General features: G+C 31.6%; 22 protein-coding genes, 2 pseudogenes and 2 riboswitches. Of the genes and pseudogenes, 14 read left to right on the top strand and 10 right to left on the bottom strand.

The features are described 5' to 3' along the window. Positions 1-33: 33 nt before the first annotated feature. The 9 genes from AGR56_RS20285 to AGR56_RS10545 form a co-directional block, all read right to left on the bottom strand. A complete protein-coding gene (locus tag AGR56_RS20285; RefSeq protein WP_157055739.1) occupies positions 34-171 on the bottom strand; it encodes a hypothetical protein in 138 nt (45 codons plus the stop codon). Positions 172-323: 152 nt separating this feature from the next. Further along, positions 324-1,238, bottom strand: coding sequence for a ribonuclease H family protein (locus AGR56_RS10520; RefSeq protein ID WP_053242206.1), 915 nt, complete (start codon positions 1,236-1,238; stop codon positions 324-326). Positions 1,239-1,267: 29 nt separating this feature from the next. Continuing rightward, a complete protein-coding gene (locus AGR56_RS21800; protein WP_242851403.1) occupies positions 1,268-1,468 on the bottom strand; it encodes a hypothetical protein in 201 nt (66 codons plus the stop codon). A 4-nt stretch (positions 1,469-1,472) separates the two neighbouring features. Further along, a complete protein-coding gene (locus AGR56_RS21805) occupies positions 1,473-2,162 on the bottom strand; it encodes a VWA-like domain-containing protein (protein ID WP_242851404.1) in 690 nt (229 codons plus the stop codon). Positions 2,163-2,176: 14 nt separating this feature from the next. Beyond that, positions 2,177-2,635: a hypothetical protein gene (locus AGR56_RS21810; RefSeq protein ID WP_242851405.1), complete on the bottom strand. Its 459-nt coding sequence runs from the start codon at positions 2,633-2,635 to the stop codon at positions 2,177-2,179. Positions 2,636-2,648: 13 nt separating this feature from the next. Next, complete coding sequence (locus AGR56_RS10530; protein ID WP_053242207.1) at positions 2,649-3,794, bottom strand: AAA family ATPase; 1,146 nt, start codon at positions 3,792-3,794, stop codon at positions 2,649-2,651. Positions 3,795-3,805: 11 nt separating this feature from the next. Then, positions 3,806-4,462 carry a hypothetical protein gene (locus AGR56_RS10535; RefSeq protein ID WP_053242208.1) on the bottom strand — a complete coding sequence of 219 codons (657 nt, stop codon included), beginning with the start codon at positions 4,460-4,462 and terminating at the stop codon, positions 3,806-3,808. 31 nt (positions 4,463-4,493) lie between these two features. After that, positions 4,494-4,706 carry a DUF3006 domain-containing protein gene (locus tag AGR56_RS10540; RefSeq protein WP_053242209.1) on the bottom strand — a complete coding sequence of 71 codons (213 nt, stop codon included), beginning with the start codon at positions 4,704-4,706 and terminating at the stop codon, positions 4,494-4,496. Positions 4,707-4,711: 5 nt separating this feature from the next. Continuing rightward, complete coding sequence (locus AGR56_RS10545; protein ID WP_242851406.1) at positions 4,712-5,578, bottom strand: ComEC/Rec2 family competence protein; 867 nt, start codon at positions 5,576-5,578, stop codon at positions 4,712-4,714. Between the two features lie 260 nt (positions 5,579-5,838). Between AGR56_RS10545 and AGR56_RS19520 the strand changes: the two are divergent. After that, a pseudogene (locus AGR56_RS19520) lies at positions 5,839-6,823 on the top strand (sulfide/dihydroorotate dehydrogenase-like FAD/NAD-binding protein). A 174-nt stretch (positions 6,824-6,997) separates the two neighbouring features. On the opposite strand, the gene AGR56_RS10560 reads toward AGR56_RS19520, so the two are convergent. Then, positions 6,998-8,179, bottom strand: a complete 1,182-nt coding sequence (locus AGR56_RS10560; RefSeq protein ID WP_053242213.1) for an acetyl-CoA C-acetyltransferase — start codon at positions 8,177-8,179, stop codon at positions 6,998-7,000. 179 nt (positions 8,180-8,358) lie between these two features. Here AGR56_RS10560 and AGR56_RS10565 point away from each other — a divergent pair, with 179 nt between their 5' ends. From AGR56_RS10565 to AGR56_RS10620, 13 genes and pseudogenes are all read left to right on the top strand, one after another. Further along, positions 8,359-9,636 (top strand): FAD-dependent oxidoreductase, encoded by a 1,278-nt coding sequence (locus AGR56_RS10565; protein ID WP_053242214.1) that lies wholly within the window; start codon positions 8,359-8,361, stop codon positions 9,634-9,636. A gap of 507 nt (positions 9,637-10,143) precedes the next feature. Further along, entirely contained in the window at positions 10,144-11,094 is a 951-nt protein-coding gene (locus tag AGR56_RS10570) for an ABC transporter permease (RefSeq protein ID WP_053242215.1), read from the top strand. Positions 11,095-11,099: 5 nt separating this feature from the next. Beyond that, positions 11,100-11,951: an ABC transporter permease gene (locus tag AGR56_RS10575; protein ID WP_053243317.1), complete on the top strand. Its 852-nt coding sequence runs from the start codon at positions 11,100-11,102 to the stop codon at positions 11,949-11,951. Positions 11,952-11,955: 4 nt separating this feature from the next. Next, on the top strand, positions 11,956-12,942 hold the full coding sequence (locus tag AGR56_RS10580; protein WP_053242216.1) for an ABC transporter ATP-binding protein: 987 nt from the start codon (positions 11,956-11,958) through the stop codon (positions 12,940-12,942). After that, positions 12,942-13,922 (top strand): oligopeptide/dipeptide ABC transporter ATP-binding protein, encoded by a 981-nt coding sequence (locus AGR56_RS10585; protein ID WP_053242217.1) that lies wholly within the window; start codon positions 12,942-12,944, stop codon positions 13,920-13,922. Before AGR56_RS10580 ends, AGR56_RS10585 begins: the two co-directional genes overlap by 1 nt. A 168-nt stretch (positions 13,923-14,090) precedes the next feature. Then, positions 14,091-14,199: riboswitch (SAM riboswitch) on the top strand. Positions 14,200-14,368: 169 nt separating this feature from the next. Further along, a complete protein-coding gene (locus AGR56_RS10590; protein WP_053242218.1) occupies positions 14,369-15,850 on the top strand; it encodes a nitrogenase component 1 in 1,482 nt (493 codons plus the stop codon). Next, a complete protein-coding gene (locus AGR56_RS10595) occupies positions 15,834-17,150 on the top strand; it encodes a nitrogenase component 1 (RefSeq protein ID WP_053242219.1) in 1,317 nt (438 codons plus the stop codon). The genes AGR56_RS10590 and AGR56_RS10595 overlap by 17 nt, the downstream gene beginning before the upstream one ends. Positions 17,151-17,339: 189 nt before the next feature. Then, a pseudogene (locus tag AGR56_RS10600) lies at positions 17,340-18,643 on the top strand (aminotransferase class I/II-fold pyridoxal phosphate-dependent enzyme). Between the two features lie 98 nt (positions 18,644-18,741). Beyond that, positions 18,742-19,074, top strand: coding sequence for a NifB/NifX family molybdenum-iron cluster-binding protein (locus tag AGR56_RS10605; protein ID WP_053242220.1), 333 nt, complete (start codon positions 18,742-18,744; stop codon positions 19,072-19,074). A 114-nt stretch (positions 19,075-19,188) separates the two neighbouring features. Further along, a riboswitch (SAM riboswitch) is annotated at positions 19,189-19,298 on the top strand. Between the two features lie 425 nt (positions 19,299-19,723). Further along, the gene (locus tag AGR56_RS19525) at positions 19,724-19,888 is read left to right on the top strand and encodes a YezD family protein (protein WP_084756954.1); all 165 of its coding nucleotides are present in this window, start codon (positions 19,724-19,726) and stop codon (positions 19,886-19,888) included. A 34-nt stretch (positions 19,889-19,922) separates the two neighbouring features. Next, on the top strand, positions 19,923-20,741 hold the full coding sequence (locus tag AGR56_RS10610; RefSeq protein ID WP_053242221.1) for a MetQ/NlpA family ABC transporter substrate-binding protein: 819 nt from the start codon (positions 19,923-19,925) through the stop codon (positions 20,739-20,741). Between the two features lie 56 nt (positions 20,742-20,797). Further along, positions 20,798-21,574, top strand: a complete 777-nt coding sequence (locus AGR56_RS10615; RefSeq protein ID WP_053242222.1) for an ATP-binding cassette domain-containing protein — start codon at positions 20,798-20,800, stop codon at positions 21,572-21,574. After that, complete coding sequence (locus tag AGR56_RS10620; protein WP_053242223.1) at positions 21,571-22,239, top strand: methionine ABC transporter permease; 669 nt, start codon at positions 21,571-21,573, stop codon at positions 22,237-22,239. Before AGR56_RS10615 ends, AGR56_RS10620 begins: the two co-directional genes overlap by 4 nt. Positions 22,240-22,295: the final 56 nt, after the last annotated feature.

Below are 22,295 nucleotides of genomic sequence, written 5' to 3' on the forward strand. Positions count from 1 at the left end.
CTTCATTTTAGTATTTTTAAATCACAGTATTTTTTATGTGTACATAGTTTGTGATGAAACATCTACGTTGTTGAGCTTTGGAACCGTTTCTTCATCCTTTTTGTCTTTTGTTTTAGCTCTCTCCTGCTCTTTAGCCTTTTCTTTATCAATTATAGTAACCTTTGTCTTCACTTTTTCATAAAATCTCCCCTTTCTTATTTTATTATTCCTTTTATATATATAAATATTTATTTAAAGTGAATGTTTTAAAAAATATGAAATCCTATTTAAATAAAAAAGTTATAAAAAATACCTTTAAGTATCTTTATAACTTTTAAATTGTTTTAATTATTAAGCAGATAAATTATAAATTTAGTTTTTTCTTCATCACTTAACCCTTCAATCAAATTTATGCCTTCATTCACATTGCTTTTATATTTAATTATAAGATCTTTATATTGAGAACAAACATCTAATTTTTGTTTTGGAGACAAATCTTTTTCTACAATTTCAATACTTTCTGCACTTCCTGGTGCAACTTTAAGTATTTCCTTTTTAACACTATCATTTAACACCTTAAGTTTATTTGATGAAAGCCATCTTTCTACAACTTTATCTGATGCAAGCTTTACTTTTTCTTTGCATTTTTCATCTACCAGCTCATTGAAAAAGTCTCCGGTGTGACTATCTACTTTTACAAAAATAACCTCGATGCCATTTTTCATAAGTTCATTCATCTTATTGTAGTAATTTATTGAAGATTCTTCGCGGCGTTCCCAAAAACCAGTGGCATGATGGCTAATACCCTCATAATCATGGAAAATAACCACCTTCTTTTCTCCGCTTTCTAAAGCATATTTTACAGCCCTTATTGCCGCCTCTAATTCGCCCGCAATTTGTCTTATATTTTTTTTACTTTTATCCTTAGCTGCTGCACTTTCAATGTATTCAACTACATTGTCTCTAACCGCTACTAAGCCATAAGCATATTTCTCAGTCTCAACGTTGTAACTGCCATCCACGTAAATATGTAAACAATCTTTAGGATAGCTTTCTTCAGACTTTTTTAGCATTTTGCTGCCTTCATTTAAATAGGCCTTGGCGCTATCTATATTCTCAAAGCTTTTATATTGAGCACCTTTTACTCCTTTTACGTAGTTTAGACATTCAGCCCAGGTATTAACAATTTTATTTTTTATCTTAATATTATTTTTAGAATCAAAACCTTCTTTTATAGCATAAAACTTTTTTGCCCATATAAATTTTTCCCTCCTTAAAACTATAAAAATTATTTAGCCCATTCGTTATTAGCCCATTCTCCCCTATTAAATAATACATCCCTGTAGATTTCAAATTCCTCTTCAACGTGATTTTTTAACTTTTTAACTGATCCTATTTTGGGGGTCAATGATAAATCACTCTTTTGACCCGTTAATACCCATAATATTTTCTTTGTTTGGGGTTTTACTGATAGCTCTTTTTCACCCATTCCATCAGTAAAAATATATTAAAAAGTGATCTTTCATTTTATTTTTATTCATATATTCAAATACAGGAGAAAAGCTCGTTCCACCTTTAGTTTCAACTCTCTTTTTTAAATCTCTTTTACTCTTTAATCTATATACTCTTCTTATTCTATTATCACATTCTATTATAGTGACTTCATAGTTATGTTTTGATAATATACTTAAGATTTCTAGTACCGCACTGTCAAATTCACCATCACTCATGCTGCCACTAATATCTATAGCAATGACTATTTGAATAATGTGATTTGAAAGCTGTCCTCTTAAATCATACCTCTCTGGCTGTCTTCTATTTCTTCTAGTTATAGTTTTTTTATATCCATGTGGTAGTGTACCAATAATTCTTTTTAAGTAATCTTGCCAGGATATCTCTGCTTTTCTATTTAAATTCTTTATATATTCATCAACCTTTGCTGGAAGCTTTCCTTTTGCAGAGTTTCTAACAAGTTTTTCAGTTAAGGCATCTATTTGTTCATAATCAAATTTACTTATAGATTCATTCCACAAATTGTGAGAATAAACGACATCAAAATCAGTAAAATTTCCTTTTGAATTTTTACTAGTAATTTTTGCACCCTCACTGCTTATTCTCTTATTTATGCTTTTCTGCAATTTTTCAGCATAGTATTCAGGTAATTTATCATATTCTAAATTCACATTATATGAAAGCTTTACGTTTTCCAAGGTTGCTTCCCACGGTGGGAGATTTTTATGTATTGATTTATAGAAATATCAAATGCTGTATTTACTGCCACATCACTGTATTTTCTTGATAAAACTTTAAACTGCTTAATATGATTGTACATTATATGATATATTTCATGTTTAATTAAAGCTTGCATCTCTAAAGCAGAGCATTTTAAAAAGATATATGGATTAAAGTATATTATAAAATTAGAAAGCTGTGCTGCACTTTCGCAAGCTGATGCAATATCTATTCTTATTTCTCTTTTTAACTGTATTAGAAAAAGTCCAAAGAAATTGTCTTCTCCATTCATCATATCAAAATTTATTTTTTCAATTAAATTAAAAAACCTTTTTTTAAAACCTTTATTTGCTAAAAGTTCTTCTTTAAGTTCTAGACTTTCACAAAATAAATCCTTTATTTCATCTTCAATATTATTCTTCAAATCCATCAATCCTCTATTCTTCTATATCCTCATACATAGAAAAGAATGATTCAATAAAAATATCATTATTCAAAAAATCTTCATAAAGGTTTTGAGTGAAGTCACTTTTAATACCCTGCATTATACCCATTTTTAAGTCATCAGGATAATAGCTTAAAAATTCAGAAAAGAGACTTATTTCTCTTTCTCTTTCTTGAAGGTTAGTTAAATAAAATAGAACCTTTCTCGCAGTCAAATATAATCTTGAATGGCTTTCCGTTTTAATTCTATTTTTTAATTCATCTGTTATGTAGTCATTTTTAAATATTTCTTCAGGTTTAATAATTGGATTTTTATTTTCTTCAATATAATTTAAAAAGTCTTGAGAAATTGCAGCTCCTACATTTCCTTTAACAACATTATATAAAATACTTAATGACAAAGAACCCTTTTCTTTTAAGTATTCCCTATAAATATTTGAAACTCTAACCCAACTTCTTGGGGTTGGCTTTATTGATTCTTTTGAATTGGGTGCATGTAAATATTCCGGAAAGCTCGCTATAAAATTAATTACATCATCATGTATTCTAGGTTCTCCATTTTCTAATTTCATTCCCCATTTTAGCCATTCATTTACATCTGACTCCATGTAAATCCACACAAATCTATCTTCTTGAGCTTGGTCCATATCCACAACCTGATATTCGCTGTCCTCAAACTCATCATATTTATTTGATGGGTTCATGGCAGCAACTACTACAACATTATCATTAAGTTTATATCCATTAATTTCTCTGTTAAGTATTATATTCATAATTTCCTGCTGCACACTGTGCTCACATCTATTTATTTCGTCAATAAACAGCAGTATTTTTGCATTTGGATCTTTTTCTAAAAGTTCATCTATATAAGCAAATTTAAAATATACAGCATAAGTTGTCCTATTTTTTTCTACTTTTTTTTCATTTATATTAGTATAATATTTTTCCACTGAAGGTAACCCACCAATTTCTCCTTCTTTAAGGAGGTTTCCATCTATATTAATGTAATAATAATTGTAGTCAGCCGCAAACTGCTTTATTAGAGCAGTTTTACCTATTCCACTTTCACCTACAAGTAAAGGTACTGAACCTGAGTTAATTACAAGATGTATACTTTGTAATGCTTCTGTAAATTTCATTTTTGTTCTCCTTACACAGATAATTTTAAGTCAATAAAATACATTTTTGCCTTTTTACTTCCAAATTTATATATAAGTTTTGTCTTATTTATACTTAAAGATTTAAGCCTTAAAAAATCATCAATATACTGTTTATCTATATTTATGTCAGAAACTTTTTCTTTTAATGTTTCTTCTACGATATCTGTATTCTCTAAATTCAAATACTTTATTGAGTTTATATTGTCTTTTATAAAAATGCGTTTCTTTTCATCAGTAATATTACTAATATACATTATGGCTTCAGCATTTTGCCTTACAGCAATTCGCTCCATATCAATACTTGTGTTGTCTATATATGCTATTGCTTTCCAATTCATTTCAACTGCCTTAATTTTTACGCTTTCAAAAGGATTTTTTATATACTGTATAGAATCCCAATCAGATTCTATGGCTAAAAGTTGGAATTCCTCACTTGGATTTTTAACGAATTGAATTGCCCATCCCTTTGTTTTTAAAGCTTCTTTTATAATATTATCTGAAGGATCTTTTATAAGCTTTAATGTATTCCAAGCATTTTTAACACAGTAAATACATATGTCATCATCTGGATTTTCTATTTTTTCTATAAACCATGGATCATTTTTTACATCATTCCATATCTCTTCATTAGATTTACTCTCCCTCATAAACTTACTCCTTCTTCAATAAATAATTATTTTATTTCCACATATCTTTCATTAGATCATCAATTTCATTTTTTTTCTTCTTAGTAGAATTTTTATCTATGAAAATCATTCCTTCTTTTAAAAACAGAACATCTTGTTCCTTGGCCTCCTTAGGAATTAAATTTCGCTCTATGTTGATCATAGTTCTATCTTCTTTTTCACAAACAGCATAATTTCCTTCAAATCTATCTATAACCACTTTCATTAAGCTTATCTCCTTCCACTTCTGTAATCTCCAGGACTACAATTAAAGCTTATATTTTTACCATCGCTAGTGCAAATTATAGTGCCATTTTCATCAGTTCTATATAATGGTATATTCCTACTTTTTAATCTATTTACAGTTTCCTTATGTGGATGCCCATAATCATTTTCTTTTCCACAACTTATAACTGTATACTTAGGATTTACCTTATCAAGAAAATCATTGGAGGTAGAGGTTCGACTTCCATGATGTCCAAGTTTTAATACATCTGCACTTAAATCATAGCCCTTAGATATCATAGCTCTTTCATTTTCAGCCTGCGCATCACCGGTAAAAAGAAATTTTGTACTGCCATAAGTTAATTTAAGTATTATCGAGTATGTATTTAAATCTTTCTTTTCGCTATTAATTGGACCATAAAATGTACAATTTGCATCTTCAAATTTAAAGCTTTCTAAAAGTTCTGGCTCATTTGCTTTTAAATCTTTATTTTTCATAGCCATAAGAACATCCCTAAAGGTTTTTGTTGAAGTACCTACCTTAGGCATATAAAGTTTGCCTATATCAAAATCTTTAATTACTGCATCTGCTCCTCCTATGTGATCCTCATGAGGATGGGTTAAAATAAGATAGTCAATTTTTCTTATATTTTGCTTTTTTAAATATGAAATTAACTTTTCTGTTGAATCGTTAGTCCCTGTATCTATAAGCATATTACTATAATTTTTTTGAACAAGTATGCTGTCTCCTTGGCCTACATCTATATAATGAATTTTTAATTTTTCATTGTATTCATTTGATACACTTTGAGATTTTTCATTAGAAGTTTTAATATTTATACTGCAAGAAGTTAACGTAAATATTAAAAACAAAAAGCATTGCAAATATTTTAAAAGTTTTCTTCAAAATTATCAGCCTTTCATATTAAGTATAATCTTATTTTTTAATTATTGACATTAGCTAATACTATAATACATTAATCCTTTCATTAATTTATCTTTAATTGTAGCAAATCATAAATTTATTTTCAATTTAAATGTGTAAGCTTAAGTCTTGAATTTTTAGTAACAATTATTATTTATATTAATAATCTAATATTAGAGCTTTTAAATAGAATACTGGAGGTTGTTACATGAATTATGAAATAATAGATTGTATCGACGGCGGAAGTGAATACTGTCCATGTCATTTAGCTGAAACTGGTGACTGCATACTTTGTTCACAGCTTAAGGGTAAAGATTCCTGTGACTGTACAAACTGGAAGGGTGTTTGTATATATCAAGAATATATGTGGAACGGTAATAAAGCTAGAACTCAAAGGAAAGCATATAGCTGTACTATTGCGAAAAAAGAAAACGTAGATGATAAATTACTTATATTAACAATACTTGCAAAACATAAATTAGTACAGGATTTATCTTCTCCTGGCAGCTATGTATTTTTGAGAAACCCATCAAAAAAACTTTTATTATGATGCTCCTATATCCGTAATGGAGGCAAATACAAAAGAAAATTCTCTGAAATTAGCCATAGAGATAAAAGGAATAAAAACTAAAACTATAAATGAACTAAACGAAAAAGATAATATTTTGGTTAGAGGGCCTTATTGGAATGGAGTATTAGGAATAAAGAGCATCAATTCCCTAAAGGATGGGTGCGCATTAATTGTGGCAAGAGGCATAGGAGAAGCCCCTATGGTTCCTGTTATGAAAAAACTTTATTCAAATGGCAACAAAATACTAATAATAATTGATAGTGCTAATATAAACGATAATTTTGTAAAAGAATACCTTGAAAAATGCGATGCCGAAATCTTCTACTGTAACATGCTTACTAAAGGAGAGCTCCCCTATGAGTTTTCTACTCTTTTATCAGAATGTATAAAAAATAAAAAAGTCAATCTAATTCATATATCAGGTCCAGACATACTAATAAATAGAGTTTTAAACAAAATAGATGACGACATAAAGGTTTCTTCTTGCAATAATGCCAAAATGTGCTGCAGTGAGGGAGTGTGTGGAACATGCGGTGTACGTTATAGCGGGCATAAATTAAAAAAACTTTGCAAGGTTCAGATAGATCCTAGATATTTATTTAAGGATAGAAGATATGTTTAGAAAGCTTAAAATAATTGATGCATTTTTTGTATAAGTTGGATTTTATGTTAGTGAAGGGTTTTAACTTGCCTTGCTTGTTAAAAGCCTTCACTTTTTAACTAATAAATATAAAATATTACTCGTAAAATTTTGAAACTTATATTTTTAAACGTTTAGCTTATTTATATATCATAATTAGAGCATACTTTCTACTATTAAAGAGGTTCCCTGTCCCCCACCTATACATAAAGTGGCAAGACCTTTCTTAGCATTTCTATTTTTCATTGCATACAAGAGGGTGACTAGTATTCTTGCTCCAGATGCTCCAATTGGATGACCTAAAGCAGTTGTTCCGCCATTTACATTTACCTTGCTCATATCAAATTTCAAGTCTCTTGCTACAGCCACACATTGTGCAACAAAGGCTTCGTTTGCTTCTATAAGATCTAAATCATCTACGGTTAAATTAGCTTTTTCTAGTGCCTCTTTGGTTGAATAAAATGGTGCATAGCCCATTATAGCAGGATCTAAACCAACTGATGCATAAGATATTATTTTAGCTAATGGTTTAATTCCTAATTCTTTTGCTTTATCGGCACTCATAACAACTAATGCTGCAGCACCATCATTTAAACCAGAAGCATTACCAGCAGTAACAGTTCCAGCCTTTTTAAATGCAGGCTTTAGCTTTGTAAGATTTTCAAGAGTAGTTCCAAATCTAGGCTGTTCATCTGTATCAACTACAATTTCTCCTTTTCTAGTTTTTACAGTAACTGGCACTATTTCTTCTTTAAATATCCCATTCTTTATGGATTTTTCCGCTTTTTGTTGTGATTCTAATGCAAATTTATCCTGTTCTTCTCTTGATATTTTCCATTGTTCAGCAATATTCTCAGCTGTTATTCCCATATGATAATCATTAAAAGCATCCCATAATCCATCCTTAACCATTTCATCTACTAACTTAACGTCACCCATTTTGTTTCCCCATCTTGCAGTTTCAACTAAATATGGAGCTCTACTCATATTCTCCATTCCACCAGCAATAACTACATCTACATCTTCTGCTTTAATCATTTGAGCTGCTAAGCTTACAGCTCTTAACCCCGAACCGCAAACCTTGTTAATTGTAAAAGCAGGAATGTGTATTGGTAATTCAGCCTTTACAGCCGCTTGCCTTGCAGTATTTTGTCCAAGCCCTGCTTGAAGAACATTTCCAAAAACAACTTCATTTACATCTGATGGTTTTATTCCTGCTCTCTTTACTGCTTCTTTCATTACTAGTGCCCCAAGTTCAACTGCTGTTACATCCTTGAACGCTTTCCCAAATGATCCTATAGGTGTTCTTGCCGCACCTGCTATTACTACTTCTCTCATATTTTTCCTCCTTAGTATTAATTAATTTTATCAAATTTTAGTTTTTTCGTATTACCGTATTTTATACATTGCAAAAATTTAAAGTTATAAAAGTTGGAACAAAAATATATGTTTAAAATATCATAATAATAAGTGACATCTATTAATAAACAATTAATATTTATGGGGGTAATTTTTGTATGAAGGTAATTATTATTGGAGCTGGATGGGCAGGTAGTGCTGCTGCAATTACAGCAAAAAAAGCTGGTGCAGACGTAACAATATATGAAAAAACAGATATGGTTTTAGGGCTCGGCAATGTTGGTGGAATTATGAGAAACAATGGGCGTTTTACTGCTGCTGAAGAACTTATAGCTTTAGGCGCTGGTGATTTAATAAACATAACAGATGCTGATTCAAGACATAAAAATATAGATTTTCCTGGTCACAAGCATGCCTGGCTTTATGATGTAAATATAATAGAAGCAGATATAAGAAATTATCTTATCAATATGGGAATAAAAATAAATTTAGTTAAAAGAGTTGTAGACATTAAAAAAAGTGGCAAAACCATAAAAGGAATTTTTCTATCAGATGGTACTTATGTTGAAGGAGATGTTTTTATTGAAGCTACAGGCTCTACGGGACCAATGGGCAATTGTTTGAGATATGGTAATGGTTGTTCTATGTGTGTATTAAGATGTCCTTCTTTTGGCCCACGTATAAGCCTAAGTCAAAGAGCTGGAATTGATGATATCAAAGGTGAAAGAGAAGACGGCTCCTTTGGTGCTTTTAGTGGTTCATGCAAACTTGCAAAAGAAAGCTTATCTCCAGATATTGTAAAGGAACTTGACGATAAAGGTGTGGTTGTTCTTAAAATTCCACCTGAAGATATTAATCTTGATAAATTAAAGCTTAAAGTATGTCAGCAGTACGCTCTTAAAGAATTCGCTGAGAACGTAATACTTCTTGATACAGGACATGCAAAGCTTATGACTTCTTTTTATCCTCTAGAAAAATTGAGAAAAATACCTGGGCTTGAAAAAGTTAAATATGTAGATCCTTATGCAGGTGGAAAAGGAAATTCTATAAGATATTTATCTGTTGCACCTAGAACAGATGACATGAGGGTTAAAGGATTAGATAATTTATTTTGCGGTGGAGAGAAAAGCGGACTTTTCGTAGGTCATACTGAAGCCATTTGCACTGGAAGTCTTGCTGGATGTAATGCCGTAAGACATGTATTAAATATGCCTCAATTAATCTTGCCAAAGCAAACTGCAATTGGAGATATTATTTCTTATGCAAATTATAAACTTTTAACGGAAGATGGCATAAAAACTAGATATACCTTTGCAGGTTCAGAATACTTTAAGAGGATGCAGGAAACTGGCTTGTATACAACAGATATAGATAAAATAAAAACTAGAATAGAAAACTTAGGTTTAACAGGTATATTTGACAAGAAATTAGTTTAAATAAAAGTTTTAAAAAAATGGGGCTGTCGTACTAAATATAAAAAATTGCAAACTAATTAAAGTGAAGGGTTTGACATAGCTTTGCTTGTCAAAGGTGAAGGGTTTTTGCCACGGCAAAAGGTTAATCATGACCACCGGCTAAGCCGGTGGTTTGCTCAGCCCTGTAAGGGCATATTACTGGCTGGGCTAAAAGCCCTCTGAATGGTCCGCCACCCGCATACTTTTCCGTGCAGTCGCTAAAGCGACTATTTTTTGTTCTTCTTTACTTTTTCACATAAGTGAAAAAGTTAGTTTTTTAATGAGCAGGGCGAATTAAAACCCTTCACTCAGCTCGACAAATTCCAGTTTATCAGGATAAATTTGGAGATTGCAATTTTAAAGTTTCAAGTTGTCTATCTATAGTATTTTAAAATGTTAAATAAAATTAATAAATCTAAGGGTCAAATTCTTAAAGTTCTAATTTTTTAAGAGTTTGACCTAAGGTCTATATATGAAAGGGGATATAAAATGGGAAGATATATTCTTAAAAGAATAGTACAGGCTGTACCGCTGCTATTAATTATTTCAATAATATGCTTTACGCTTATACAATTAGCACCATATAATGCAGTAGATGCTATGACAAATCCTAAAATGTCAAAGAAAGCAATAGAACTAATTAAAATAAAGTATGGCTATGATAAGCCAGCATATATACAATACTTATATTGGCTTAAAGGGGTACTTACAGGACAATTTGGGTATTCGATAGTTACTCACGAAAGTATTTTTAATGATTTAGCTTCGAGGATACCAGCCACAATGATTTTGGTATTACCGTCATACATATGTGCGCTTATCTTATCAATAGTTTTAGGACTTATGGCAGGATTAAATAAAAATAACTGGGCGGATAAAATAATAGATGGATTTTGTTCTATAGGTATATCTATACCAACTTTTTGGTTTGCAATGATTTTGGTTTTTGTATTTGGATATAGACTTGGAATTTTACCTATACTCGGAATGCACACTATAGGGATGAATTCTACAACTGATTTTTTAAAACATTTTATAATGCCATTTATTGTGCTTACATTTGCATTTATGCCAGAAAACACAAGGTATGTCCGTTCTTCTACTATTGGGCAACTTTCAGAAGATTATGTTATGGTGCAGGAAGCTTTTGGGGCAAGCAAATTTGAAATACTGTTTAAACATGTTTTAAAAAATGTACTTCTTCCTATTATAACTAAACTTGGAATGGCACTTCCTATGCTCATAACAGGTGGTGTTATAACAGAAACAGTATTTGGTTGGCCAGGTGTTGGACCATATTTTATTAAGGCAATTCAAGGATTAGACTACCCTGTTGTTATGGCAGTTATGGTTTTATCGTCTACACTTGTTATACTTGGAAACCTCATTTCTGACATACTTTATGTTGTAATAGATCCTAGGATTAAGAGTATGAGGTGATGAAAATGAAAAATAGAAGAATGGAAAATGTAAAAGCAGAACTTAGACATAATAAGGTGGCTTTGTTTTCAATATTATTTCTTATATTTATAGCACTGATATCAGTATTTGCATTTTTATATCCATATAACCCCAACAAGACAAATGTAAGTATAATGCTTCAGGCACCATCTTTAGCACATCCCTTTGGAACAGATGAACTAGGAAGGGATTATCTTGCAAGGGCAATTTATGGCGGAAGAGTATCGCTTTTAGTTGGAATTTTGGCTATGGTTATTTCAACTTCAATAGGCGTGCTTGTAGGTACTTTAAGTGGATACTTTGGTGGCAAAATAGATAATTTATTAATGAGAATGGTTGATATAATATCGTCAATACCTTGGATGATTTTAGTTACTGTTATAAGCATTTTTTTAAAGCCTGGTTTTAAAACCATAATAATTGTAATTGGATTTTTTACGTGGATGGAAATATCTAGACTTGTTCGTGCGGAAACCTTGTCTGTTAAGGAAAGAGAATATGTTTTATATGCAGTATCTACAGGGGAAGTTTCAATGAATATAATAATGAAACACATTATTCCCTCAGTTTTTCCAACCATAATAGTGGCAGCAACAACAGGAATTGCAAATGCAATAATGACGGAATCATCACTTAGCTTTCTTGGAATAGGAATACAACAGCCTATGTCATCTTGGGGAAGCTTACTTCAAAATGCACAAAGCAATCTTCAAAATGCACCATACATGGCAATTTTACCTGGAATATTAATTGTTTTGACTGTTTACTCCTTCAATAAGCTTGGCGATGTTTTAAGAGTATTTGTAGAACCTAAAACTGCATCAGATAGGAAGTGATAATATGGAAGATAATATACTGCTTGAGGTTAAAGATTTAAAGACTAATTTTTACAACAAAGGTGAGAAAATTGAGGCAGTTAGAGGGATAAGTTTTAAAATCAAGGATGGAGAAATTTTAGGCATTGTTGGTGAATCAGGAAGTGGTAAAAGCGTTGCAATGAAATCTATACTTGGAATCGTTCCTAAAAATGCAAAAATTGAAAGTGGAGAAATATTTTTTGAAGGTAAGGATATATTGAAATTATCTGGTAAGGAAAAGCAAAGGATTAAAGGAAATGATATATCAATGATTTTTCAGGATCCTATGACAGCGTTAAATCCTTTAATAACAATAGGAAAGCATCTTGAAGAGGTTATTTTAAGATACAATAAAATTACAAAAGAAGAGGCAAGGAAAAAGGCTGTTGATATCTTAAATTTGGTTGGAATACCAATGGCAGAAAAAAGGTTAAATCAATATCCTCACGAATTTAGTGGAGGAATGAGACAAAGAGTTTTAATAGCTATGGCACTTTCGTCTGAGCCTAAGCTTTTAATAGCAGATGAACCCACAACAGCATTGGATGTTACGATTCAATCTCAAATACTAAATCTTTTGAAGGGACTTAAAGAAAAGAAAAATATGTCTATTGTCCTTATAACCCATGATCTGGGCGTTGTAGCAAGTCTTTGCAGCAGAATAATTGTTATGTATGCAGGAATGATAATGGAAGAAGGGCTCACAGAAGATATATTTTATAAACCGGCACATCCTTATACAAAAGCACTCTTGAACTCAATTCCTAAGGTTGATGAAGATGAAAAGAGAAGACTCGAACCTATTAAGGGAACAGCACCTTCACTTTTAGCTCCTCCTAAAGGATGTCCTTTTGCTGAAAGATGTTCTTTTGCAGCTGATAAATGTTTTGGAGAAATACCTGAGTATAAAAGTATTTCGGAAACTCAAAAAGCACGATGCTTCTTATTAGAGGAAGGAGGAAAGTTATAATGAGTGAAATAGAAAAGAAGTTAATAGAAGTTAACAATTTAAAAAAGTACTTTCCTGTGAAGGGTGCTTTTGGAGTAAATAAAAATAAGTATGTTAAGGCTGTAGATGATGTTAGTTTTTATATTAAAAAAGGAGAAACTTTTGGACTTGTTGGCGAATCAGGCTGTGGAAAATCCACACTTGGAAGAACAATTACAAGGTTATATGACGTAACAGATGGAAAAGTAATTTTTGATGGCAAGGATATAGCAAGATTAAGTAAAAAAGAACTTAAGCCATATCACAAAAGAATGCAAGTTATATTTCAAGATCCATATTCTTCACTTAATCCATATATGAATGTCTCGGAAATAATTGATGAACCTATGGCCATTCATTCAAATTTGTCTAAGAGTGAAAGAATGGACAAAATTGAGGAACTTCTTAAGAAAGTTGGAATGAAGAAGTCGGATATGGACAAATTTCCACATGAGTTTAGTGGTGGACAACGTCAGAGAATAGGAATAGCAAGAGCATTATCTATAGAACCTGAGTTTGTTTTGTGTGATGAACCAATTTCTGCGCTTGATGTCTCCATTCAAGCACAGGTTGTAAATATGCTTGAGGATTTTCAAAGAGATATGGGGCTTACTTATCTTTTTGTGGCACATGATCTATCTATGGTAAAGCATATATCTAATAGAATTGGGGTAATGTATTTAGGAAAAATAATTGAAATATCAGAAAGTAGAGAGCTTTATAAAAATCCACTGCATCCCTATACTAAAGCACTTTTATCTTCTATACCTGTGCCAGATCCTAAAAAGGCAAGTGCAGCGATGCAGAAAGTAATAGAAGGAGAACTTCCAAGTCCAATGGATGTTCCAACAGGATGTAGATTTAGGACAAGATGCCCGTATGCAACTCCAATATGCAGCGAGAAAGAACCAGAAATGAAGGAAGTAGATAAAGGACATATGGTGGCGTGTCATGTGGTTTAAAAAATGTTTATAAAGATTTATGTTATTAATGCAATCACTTAAAATGAAGTTTGGAAAATAAACCAAAGAATGTATTGACATAAAATATAAAGATGATATAATATAAATCATATAATAAATATTATTCATATTTGAGTTATAGGAATATAAATTGAATAAAACATTTAAATCTTATCAAGAGAGGTGGAGGGACTGGCCCTGTGAAACCCAACAACCAACATTTTTCATTTGAATGTATGGTGTTAATTCCTGCAAACTAAGTTTTGAGAGATAAGAGGATAATTAAGTTAACATAGTTGTGCAAAAATCCTCTTAAAGTTTTTTAAGAGGATTTTTTATATGAAATTTTGTAGTTGACTAGAAAAACTAGAGGCTATATTTACTCTTTTAAATAGAGTAGATATAGCCTTTTTAATTTTTATTTATACATTAAAGGAGGAAATTTGATGAGTAAAATCAACCTAAATGCTCAAGCTGTTGAAGTAAGAGAAAATCGCCTTGGTTCAATTACTGGATTTAAAGGTACAGCGGGGCAGCTTGTAAAACTTGGTCAGTGTGGAAAGTTAAAAGACAGCGCACGAAGCTTTAGTCAGTGTATGGGATGCAGTTCTGGAAATGCGTTTTGCCAGCTTTCTATGATAAAGGATGCGGCAATTATTAATCATGCACCTGTAGGATGTATGGGAGATTCTTTTGGATTCAATTTTGTATATAGGGTAGGTCAAATGGAAAGGAAACTTCCAAGAGCAATGGGAAGATATTTTAGTACAAATCTTACTGAGAAAGATACAATTTTTGGTGCAACTCAAAAGCTAGAAGAGACTATTAGAGATGTTTACAAAAGGGTTAAACCGAATGCAATATTTGTAACAACTTCTTGTGCCTCTGCAATAATTGGAGATGATATAGAAAGTGTAACTGATGAGTTAACAGAAGAACTTGGAATACCTGTTGTGGCATGTTTTTGTGAAGGTTTCAGATCAAAAATATGGACATCTGGATTTGATTCAGCGTATCATTCTATCGTTAGAAAAATAGTTAAACCTCCAAAGAAAAAGACAAATAAGGTAAATATAATAAATTTCTGGGGAAGTCACATTTTTGATGACTTGCTTAAAGAGCTTGGGTATGAAGCAAAATACATTGTGCCATTTTCAACGGTTGCTGAACTAGAAAATATATCTGAGTCGGCAGCAACGATACAAATATGTACTACACTTGGAACATATCTAGGAGCCGCATTAGAACAAGTATATGGTGTCCCAGAGATAAAATCTCCACCAGCTTATGGAATTTTAGGTACGGATAATTGGCTTAGAGAACTTGGAAAAGTACTTCATAGAGAAGAGAAAATAGAAGAATATATATCAAATGAACGTGCAAAAATTGTTCCTAAAGTTGAGGAATATCGTAAAAGGCTTAAAGGGAAAACTGCATATATTACAGCGGGTGCTGCTCATGGTCATGCACTCATAGCACTTTTAAGAGAACTTGGCTTAAATGTTCAAGGTGCAGCAATATTTCATCATGATCCTGTATTTGACAATGATGATCCAAAATCTGATGCACTTGCGCATGATGTTAATACTTATGGAGATATACCAAATTACAATGTTTGCAACAAGCAGGCATATGAATTAGTTAATATATTGAATAGAGTAAGACCTGACATAATGATTGCAAGACATGGAGGTATGACACTTTGGGGAGCAAAACTTGGGGTTCCCACGCTTTTGATTGGTGATGAGCAGTTTGGCTTTGGCTATCAAGGGGTAATAAATTATGCTGAAAGAATTATAGAAACTATAGATAATAAAGAATTTGTAACTAATCTTGCAAAGCATAGTACAATGCCATATACAAAATGGTGGCTTGAGCAGGATCCATTTACTTTTCTTGGAGGTGATACAAGTGTCGAACATTATTGAACAACCTAGATTTTCTTGTGCGCTTGGAGCACAGCAGACTGTAGTTGCGATAAAAAGAGCTGTACCTGTTTTGCACTCTGGTCCTGGGTGCAGTGGAAAGGTAAGCGGACTTATAGGACAGGGAGAAGGATATGCAGGAGGAAATACTATACCGTGTACAAATGCCAGTGAAACAGAAATAGTTTTTGGAGGAGAACAGAAACTTAGAAGTGTTATTGATGGAGCTTTTAAGGTGATTGATGCTGATCTTTATGTGGTACTTACAGGTTGTACATCCGATATAGTAGGTGATGATATAGAAACTGTAGTTTCAGATTATCAGAAAAACGGTAACCCAATTGTAGGTATAGAAACTGGCGGCTTTAAAAGTAACAACTATATAAGCCATGAGTTAGTAGTAAACGCAATTATAGATCAATATGTTGATAAGCTTAATGAAAGCATTAAAGTAGAAAAGGGATTAGTGAATGTATTTGCAACAATACCATATCAAGATCCATATTGGAATGGAAATTTAGAAGAAATAAAAAGAATACTTGAGGGAATAGGGCTTAAAGTTAATATTCTTTTTGGAAATGAATCAAATGGAATAGATGAGTGGAAAACTATACCTAATGCGCAGTTCAATATTGTTGTTAGCAATTGGGTTGGACTTAAAATAGTAAAACATCTTCAAGAGAAGTATGGCACTCCATATTATCATTTTCCTTATTTACCTATTGGAGGAGTAGAAACGTCAAAATTTCTAAGGGAAGTTGGAAATTTTGGTGGACTTGATAAAAATAAGGTTGAAAATTTTATTAAAAATGAGGAAGAAAAATTTTATTCGTTTATTGAGAGAACTGCAGATTTTATGCTGGAGTTTAGATATGGGCTTCCTAGAAAGTTTTATACACTTTTAGATTCAAGTTATTCAATAGGGTTTTCCAAATTTCTTTTAAATGAACTTGGAATAATACCAGGTAAGCAGTATGTAGTTGAAGATACACCTGAAGAATTTAGAAATTCAATTATAGAAGAGTTTAATAAAATATCTGAATACAGGTCAGCTGAAGTGGAATTTTCAGTTGATGGAGGAGAAATACAGGATGATATAAGAAAAGATGAACATAAAAACAGATCTTTAATACTTGGCAGTAGTTGGGAAAGAGATTTAGCCAAGGATATAGGCGCAGATCTTTTAATAATAAGTCCGCCGGTGGCTTATAGACTGGTATTGAATTGCACATATGCAGGTTATAATGGTGGATTAAGAGCGATTGAAGATATATATAATATTGTATTAAACACATACAGATAAGAAAATTGCGAAGTAAAAATGCTTCGCTCTCACGGTAGTGCAAGGAAAAAATTCCTCCGTATCTACGGAATTTTAGGTGTGAATCTTTGTACCATTTAAATTTTTATACTATATATTGCCATTAATTTTTATTTAATACTCAGCAATGCATTTGCTTTTATAAAATTAAAGGAAAAAGAAGGTTAAATTATGTCGGATTTAAATTATGAATTTGATACTTTGAAGGTAAGAGGGGGATATGATCCTAAAGAACATAATAACGCAGTTCAGTACCTATATATGCTACAACATCTTTTGAGTTCGGAAGCACTGAAAGAGCAAGAAATCTTGCAGGTTTCACAGAATTTGGGTATGTATATTCAAGGATTGGAAATCCAACAGTTGGCGTTTTGGAACAAAGAATAGCTAAGCTTCATGGTGCAGCAGCTGCAATAGCAGTTGGTTCAGGAATGGCAGCAATAACTTATACTTTATTGAATGCAGCAGAAAGAGGTGGAAGAATATTAACTACGGCAGAACTTTATGGTGGTACTATTGATGGCTTTAAAAAAGTATTTTCTAATTATGGAATTAAAATTGATATAGTAAAGAATTTAATAGATACCGAACAGTTTAGAAAGGCTATTAAAGAAGATACAAAAGCTATATACATTGAAAGTATAAGCAATCCAAATGCTTCTATAGCTGATATTGAAGCTATAGCTAATATAGCACATGAAAAAGGTATTCCACTTATTGTAGACAATACTTTAGCTACACCATATCTCCTAAATCCAATTAAATATGGTGCAGATATTGTTGTTTATTCAGCCACAAAAGCTATAAGTGGACATGGAAATGTAATTGCTGGACTAATAGTCGAAAGTGGTAAATTTAATTGGAATAGTAGTCAATTTTCACATTTTTTAGAGACTTATCATACTCTAAGGGATTTTAGTGGAAAACCAAGAAATTTTATAGAGGTATTTCGCAACTTTCCATTTACTGCTAGAATCCGTGCAAATTATTTAGCTTACTACGGGGCAACTTTAGGTGCTTTTGATGCATATCTTGTTTTGATTGGCATAGAAACGCTTTCTGAAAGAGTTAAAAAGCAAGTGTATAATGCGGAAAAAATAGTTAATTATCTTGAAACGAAGAAAGAAGTTTCGTGGATTAAATATCCAACGGCTAAAGAAAGTCCTTATAAAGACCTTAAAAATAAGTATTTGCCTAAAGGTGCAGGTGCAGTATTTTCATTTGGAATAAATGGTACATTAGATCAAATCGATAAATTTATTGACTCACTTAAGATTTTTAGCTATCAAGCTAACATTGGAGATGCAAGGTCATTAGTAGTAAATCCGCCTAAAACAACTCACAGCGAACTTACACCAGAAGAGCAAAAACTGGCAGGTATACCTCCTGAAACAATTAGGCTTTCAATAGGACTAGAAGATACAAAGGATTTAATTGAAGATTTAGAACAAGCTTTTAAAGAAGCATTTTTATAGATATGCTTGAAAGCTTGAAATGAAAAACTTCATGGTTTTACAATTAATATTTTTTTAATTCACAGTGCATTGTGCACTAAATAAAAGGAGGCATGAGCATGAGTTATAGAATAGCTGTGGGAAGCAGCGATGGAGTGTATATTGATGAGCATTTTGCTACTGCTTTGCAATTTTTGATATATGAGGTGAAGGGTGATAATTATGAATTTATAGAAAAAAGGAACAATGAAGAATTGTGTGAATGTAGCAGATACCATGAAAATAGATTTGCACCTCTTGTTGAAAAAATCAAAGATTGTAGAGCAATTTTGGTTGGAAAGATAGGTCCTGGCGCAGCGGCAGTACTTCAGGAAATGGAATTGATTCTTACAATATTTCAGAATCAATTGATGTTGCTTTGGATAAACTTGTTAAATATTATGGTAAATTAAAATAATTGAAAAAACGTATTGACATAGAAGATAAAGATGATATAATTAACACTATAAGTTAAAACATTATTCCTATTCGATTAATAGGAAATAAAATTGAATAAATTATTTAAAATCTTATCAAGAGAGGCGGAGGGACTGGCCCTATGAAACCCAACAACCAGCATTTTTCATTTGAATGCATGGTGTTAATTCCTGCAAAATTAAGTTTTGAGAGATAAGAGGATATTTGAACTTAAGCTAGTTTAAGCTAGTATAGTAAGTTAATCCTCTTCGTATAGAAGGGGATTTTTGTTTTATAAAAATACATATATGGATAGACAACGTGAAAGGTTGAAATTACTAATACCAAGTTTATCCTTATAAACTGGAAATTCACTCAGAGTACAGAGTACAGTGAAGGTGGATTTACCTTTCGTTTATCTCAGGTAAATCTTAGAACTTGATAGTATCAGCTGCGCTGAATACCTATATTTTATACCATGCGGAAGCATTAATTTTAGGATTTTTCGAAGCGATAGCGGAGAAGAATCATCCTTCACTGTCCTCTGTACTCTAAGCCAAATCATAGTTTTGCAGGATAAATATAGAAATTGTGATTTCAAAGTTCCTAGTTGTTCATCTATAAATAATTTGGGGGTGGAATATTATGAATGATAAGAATATTCGTGTAATTAAGAATAATGAGATAAATAACTACACGAATAAGATTTCAGAATTGTTAAAGGATATAAAATATGGTTCTATAACTTTAGTTATACAGGACGGAGTAGTAATACAAATAGAAACCAGTGAAAAAATAAGGCTTAAATAAAATTTTATTTTTTAATAAATAAGGGGGACGTATCATGAAAAAAGTATTTATAAAATCAACTTTAGCAATTTTATTTGCAGCAATAGTTTTTACAGGCTGTGGTAAGAATACTAACACAGAAAACAAGAGTGGAGATAAAGTTTTAAAGATAGGAGCTGTGGCAACACCACATGCAGAAATACTAAATTTTGTAAAGCCTAAATTAAAAAAAGAAGGTATAGATCTAAAAGTTCAGGTTTTTGATGATTCATCTCAATTAAATCCAGCACTTAATGATAAACAAATTGATGCAAATTATTTTCAACACAAACCATATTTGGATTCTGTAGCTAGTGAAAAGGGATATGATTTTGCAGTAGCAGGAAATATTCATGTAGAACCAATTGGATTTTACTCTAAAAAAATTAAAAAAACAAGTGAACTTAAGGATGGAGCAACAATTGCTATACCTAATGATGCATCTAATGAATATAGAGTATTAATTCTTTTGCAAAAACAAGGATTAATTAAAGTTAAAAAGACTATTTCAAGTAAAAATGCAACTATAAATGATATAGCTGAAAATCCTAAACATTTGAAATTTAAAGAAATTGATGCTTACCAAATACCTAGAATATTAGGAGACGTGGATGGAGGAGTTATAAATACAAATATCGTGCTTCAATCAAAAATAGATCCTAACAGTGCTATATTTAGGGAAGACAAGGACTCACCTTATGCTAACATAATTGTAGTTAGAAAAGGTGATGAAAATAAAGCTGCTATAAAGAAACTTGTAAAAGCTCTTCAATCTGAAGATGTTAGAAAATTTATTAATGAAAAATACAAGGGTTCTGTAGTTCCAGCATTTTAAGCAAAGCCTAAAATTAAAACAAAGTTTAATATTTAGAAAAGTAAGGTGAAATTTATATGATAAGCATAAAGAATTTAAGTAAAAATTTTAATACTCCTTATGGAAAGGTTGAGGTTTTAAAAGGTATTAATCTAGAGATAAAAAAAGGAGATATATTTGGAATAATAGGATTTAGTGGTGCTGGAAAATCAACTATGGTTAGGTGCTTGAATTTACTTGAAAAGCCAGATGAGGGTACTATTATAATTGGGGATAAGGATATGACAAAACTTAGTAAAAAAGAGCTTAGAAAAGCAAGAGAGAAAATTGGTATGATATTTCAACAGTTTAATTTGTTTGATTCCAAAACAGTTTTTGATAATGTGGCATTTCCACTGAGGGTAGCTGGATACCCTAAAAACAAGATAAATGAAAGAGTACATGAAATACTTGAACTTGTTGAATTAAAAGATAAAGAAAAAGCTCATCCAGCTCAATTAAGCGGAGGACAAAAACAAAGAGTTGGTATAGCGAGGGTGCTGGCAAATAATCCAGATGTTCTACTTAGCGATGAAGCTACTTCTGCATTAGATCCACAAACGACTTATTCTATTCTTGAATTACTTAAAAATATAAATAAAAAACTTAACCTTACTATAGTTTTAATTACTCACGAGCTTGATGTTGTAAAGTATTGCTGCAACAATGTGGCAGTTATTGAAAAGGGAGTAATCACGGAAGAAGGTCCAACAGATGAGGTATTTTTAAATCCTCAAAGTGATACGGCCAAGGTATTTATTGACATAACAAATAATCTCCAAATTAGTAAAGAAAAAGAGGTGACTGCTGTATGAATGACATTATGTTTGATGTTATTAAACAGGCTTTGGGTGAAACAATTTATATGTCAATAGTAACTAGCATCTTCACCTTTATAATAGGTACTATTTTGGGAGTTGTATTAGTAGTTACAGAAAGGGGAAATATACTACAGGCAACTAGCTTTAATAAATTTTTCGGCACAATAATAAATATAATAAGATCTTTCCCAACAATGATTCTAATAGTAGTGCTGCTTCCATTATCACGTCTTCTTGTGGGAACAACCATAGGTGCAAATGCAGCAATAGTTCCTCTTGTTATAGGACTTGCGCCGTTTTTGGCAAGAATGGTTGAAAATAATATAAAGGAAGTTGATCATGGCAAGATTGAAGCAGCTATATCAATGGGAACTAAATCTATTACTATAATAACAAGAGTTCTTATACCAGAAGCACTTCCATCATTGATTAGAAGTTATACCTTGTGCATAATAACCGTTATTGGAAGTACAACGCTTGCAGGAGCTATAGGTGCTGGAGGTTTAGGAAGTGTTGCACTGAGATATGGTTATGAAAGGTTTGAAACTAGTTATATGATTACAACTGTTGTCATACTTGTGGTTTTGGTTCAGGCCATACAAATAATTGGTGATATTATTGCAAAATTAATAATCAAAAAGAGATTCAAATTTAGTTGAAAATAGGATATGTCTTAAATAAGTGTAAAAAACAATATGCTGACTGGAAAACCAGA

Origin of the sequence: Clostridium sp. DMHC 10, from assembly GCF_001270375.1 — a bacterium.
Taxonomy (GTDB): Bacteria; Bacillota; Clostridia; order Clostridiales; family Clostridiaceae; genus Clostridium_S; species Clostridium_S guangxiense.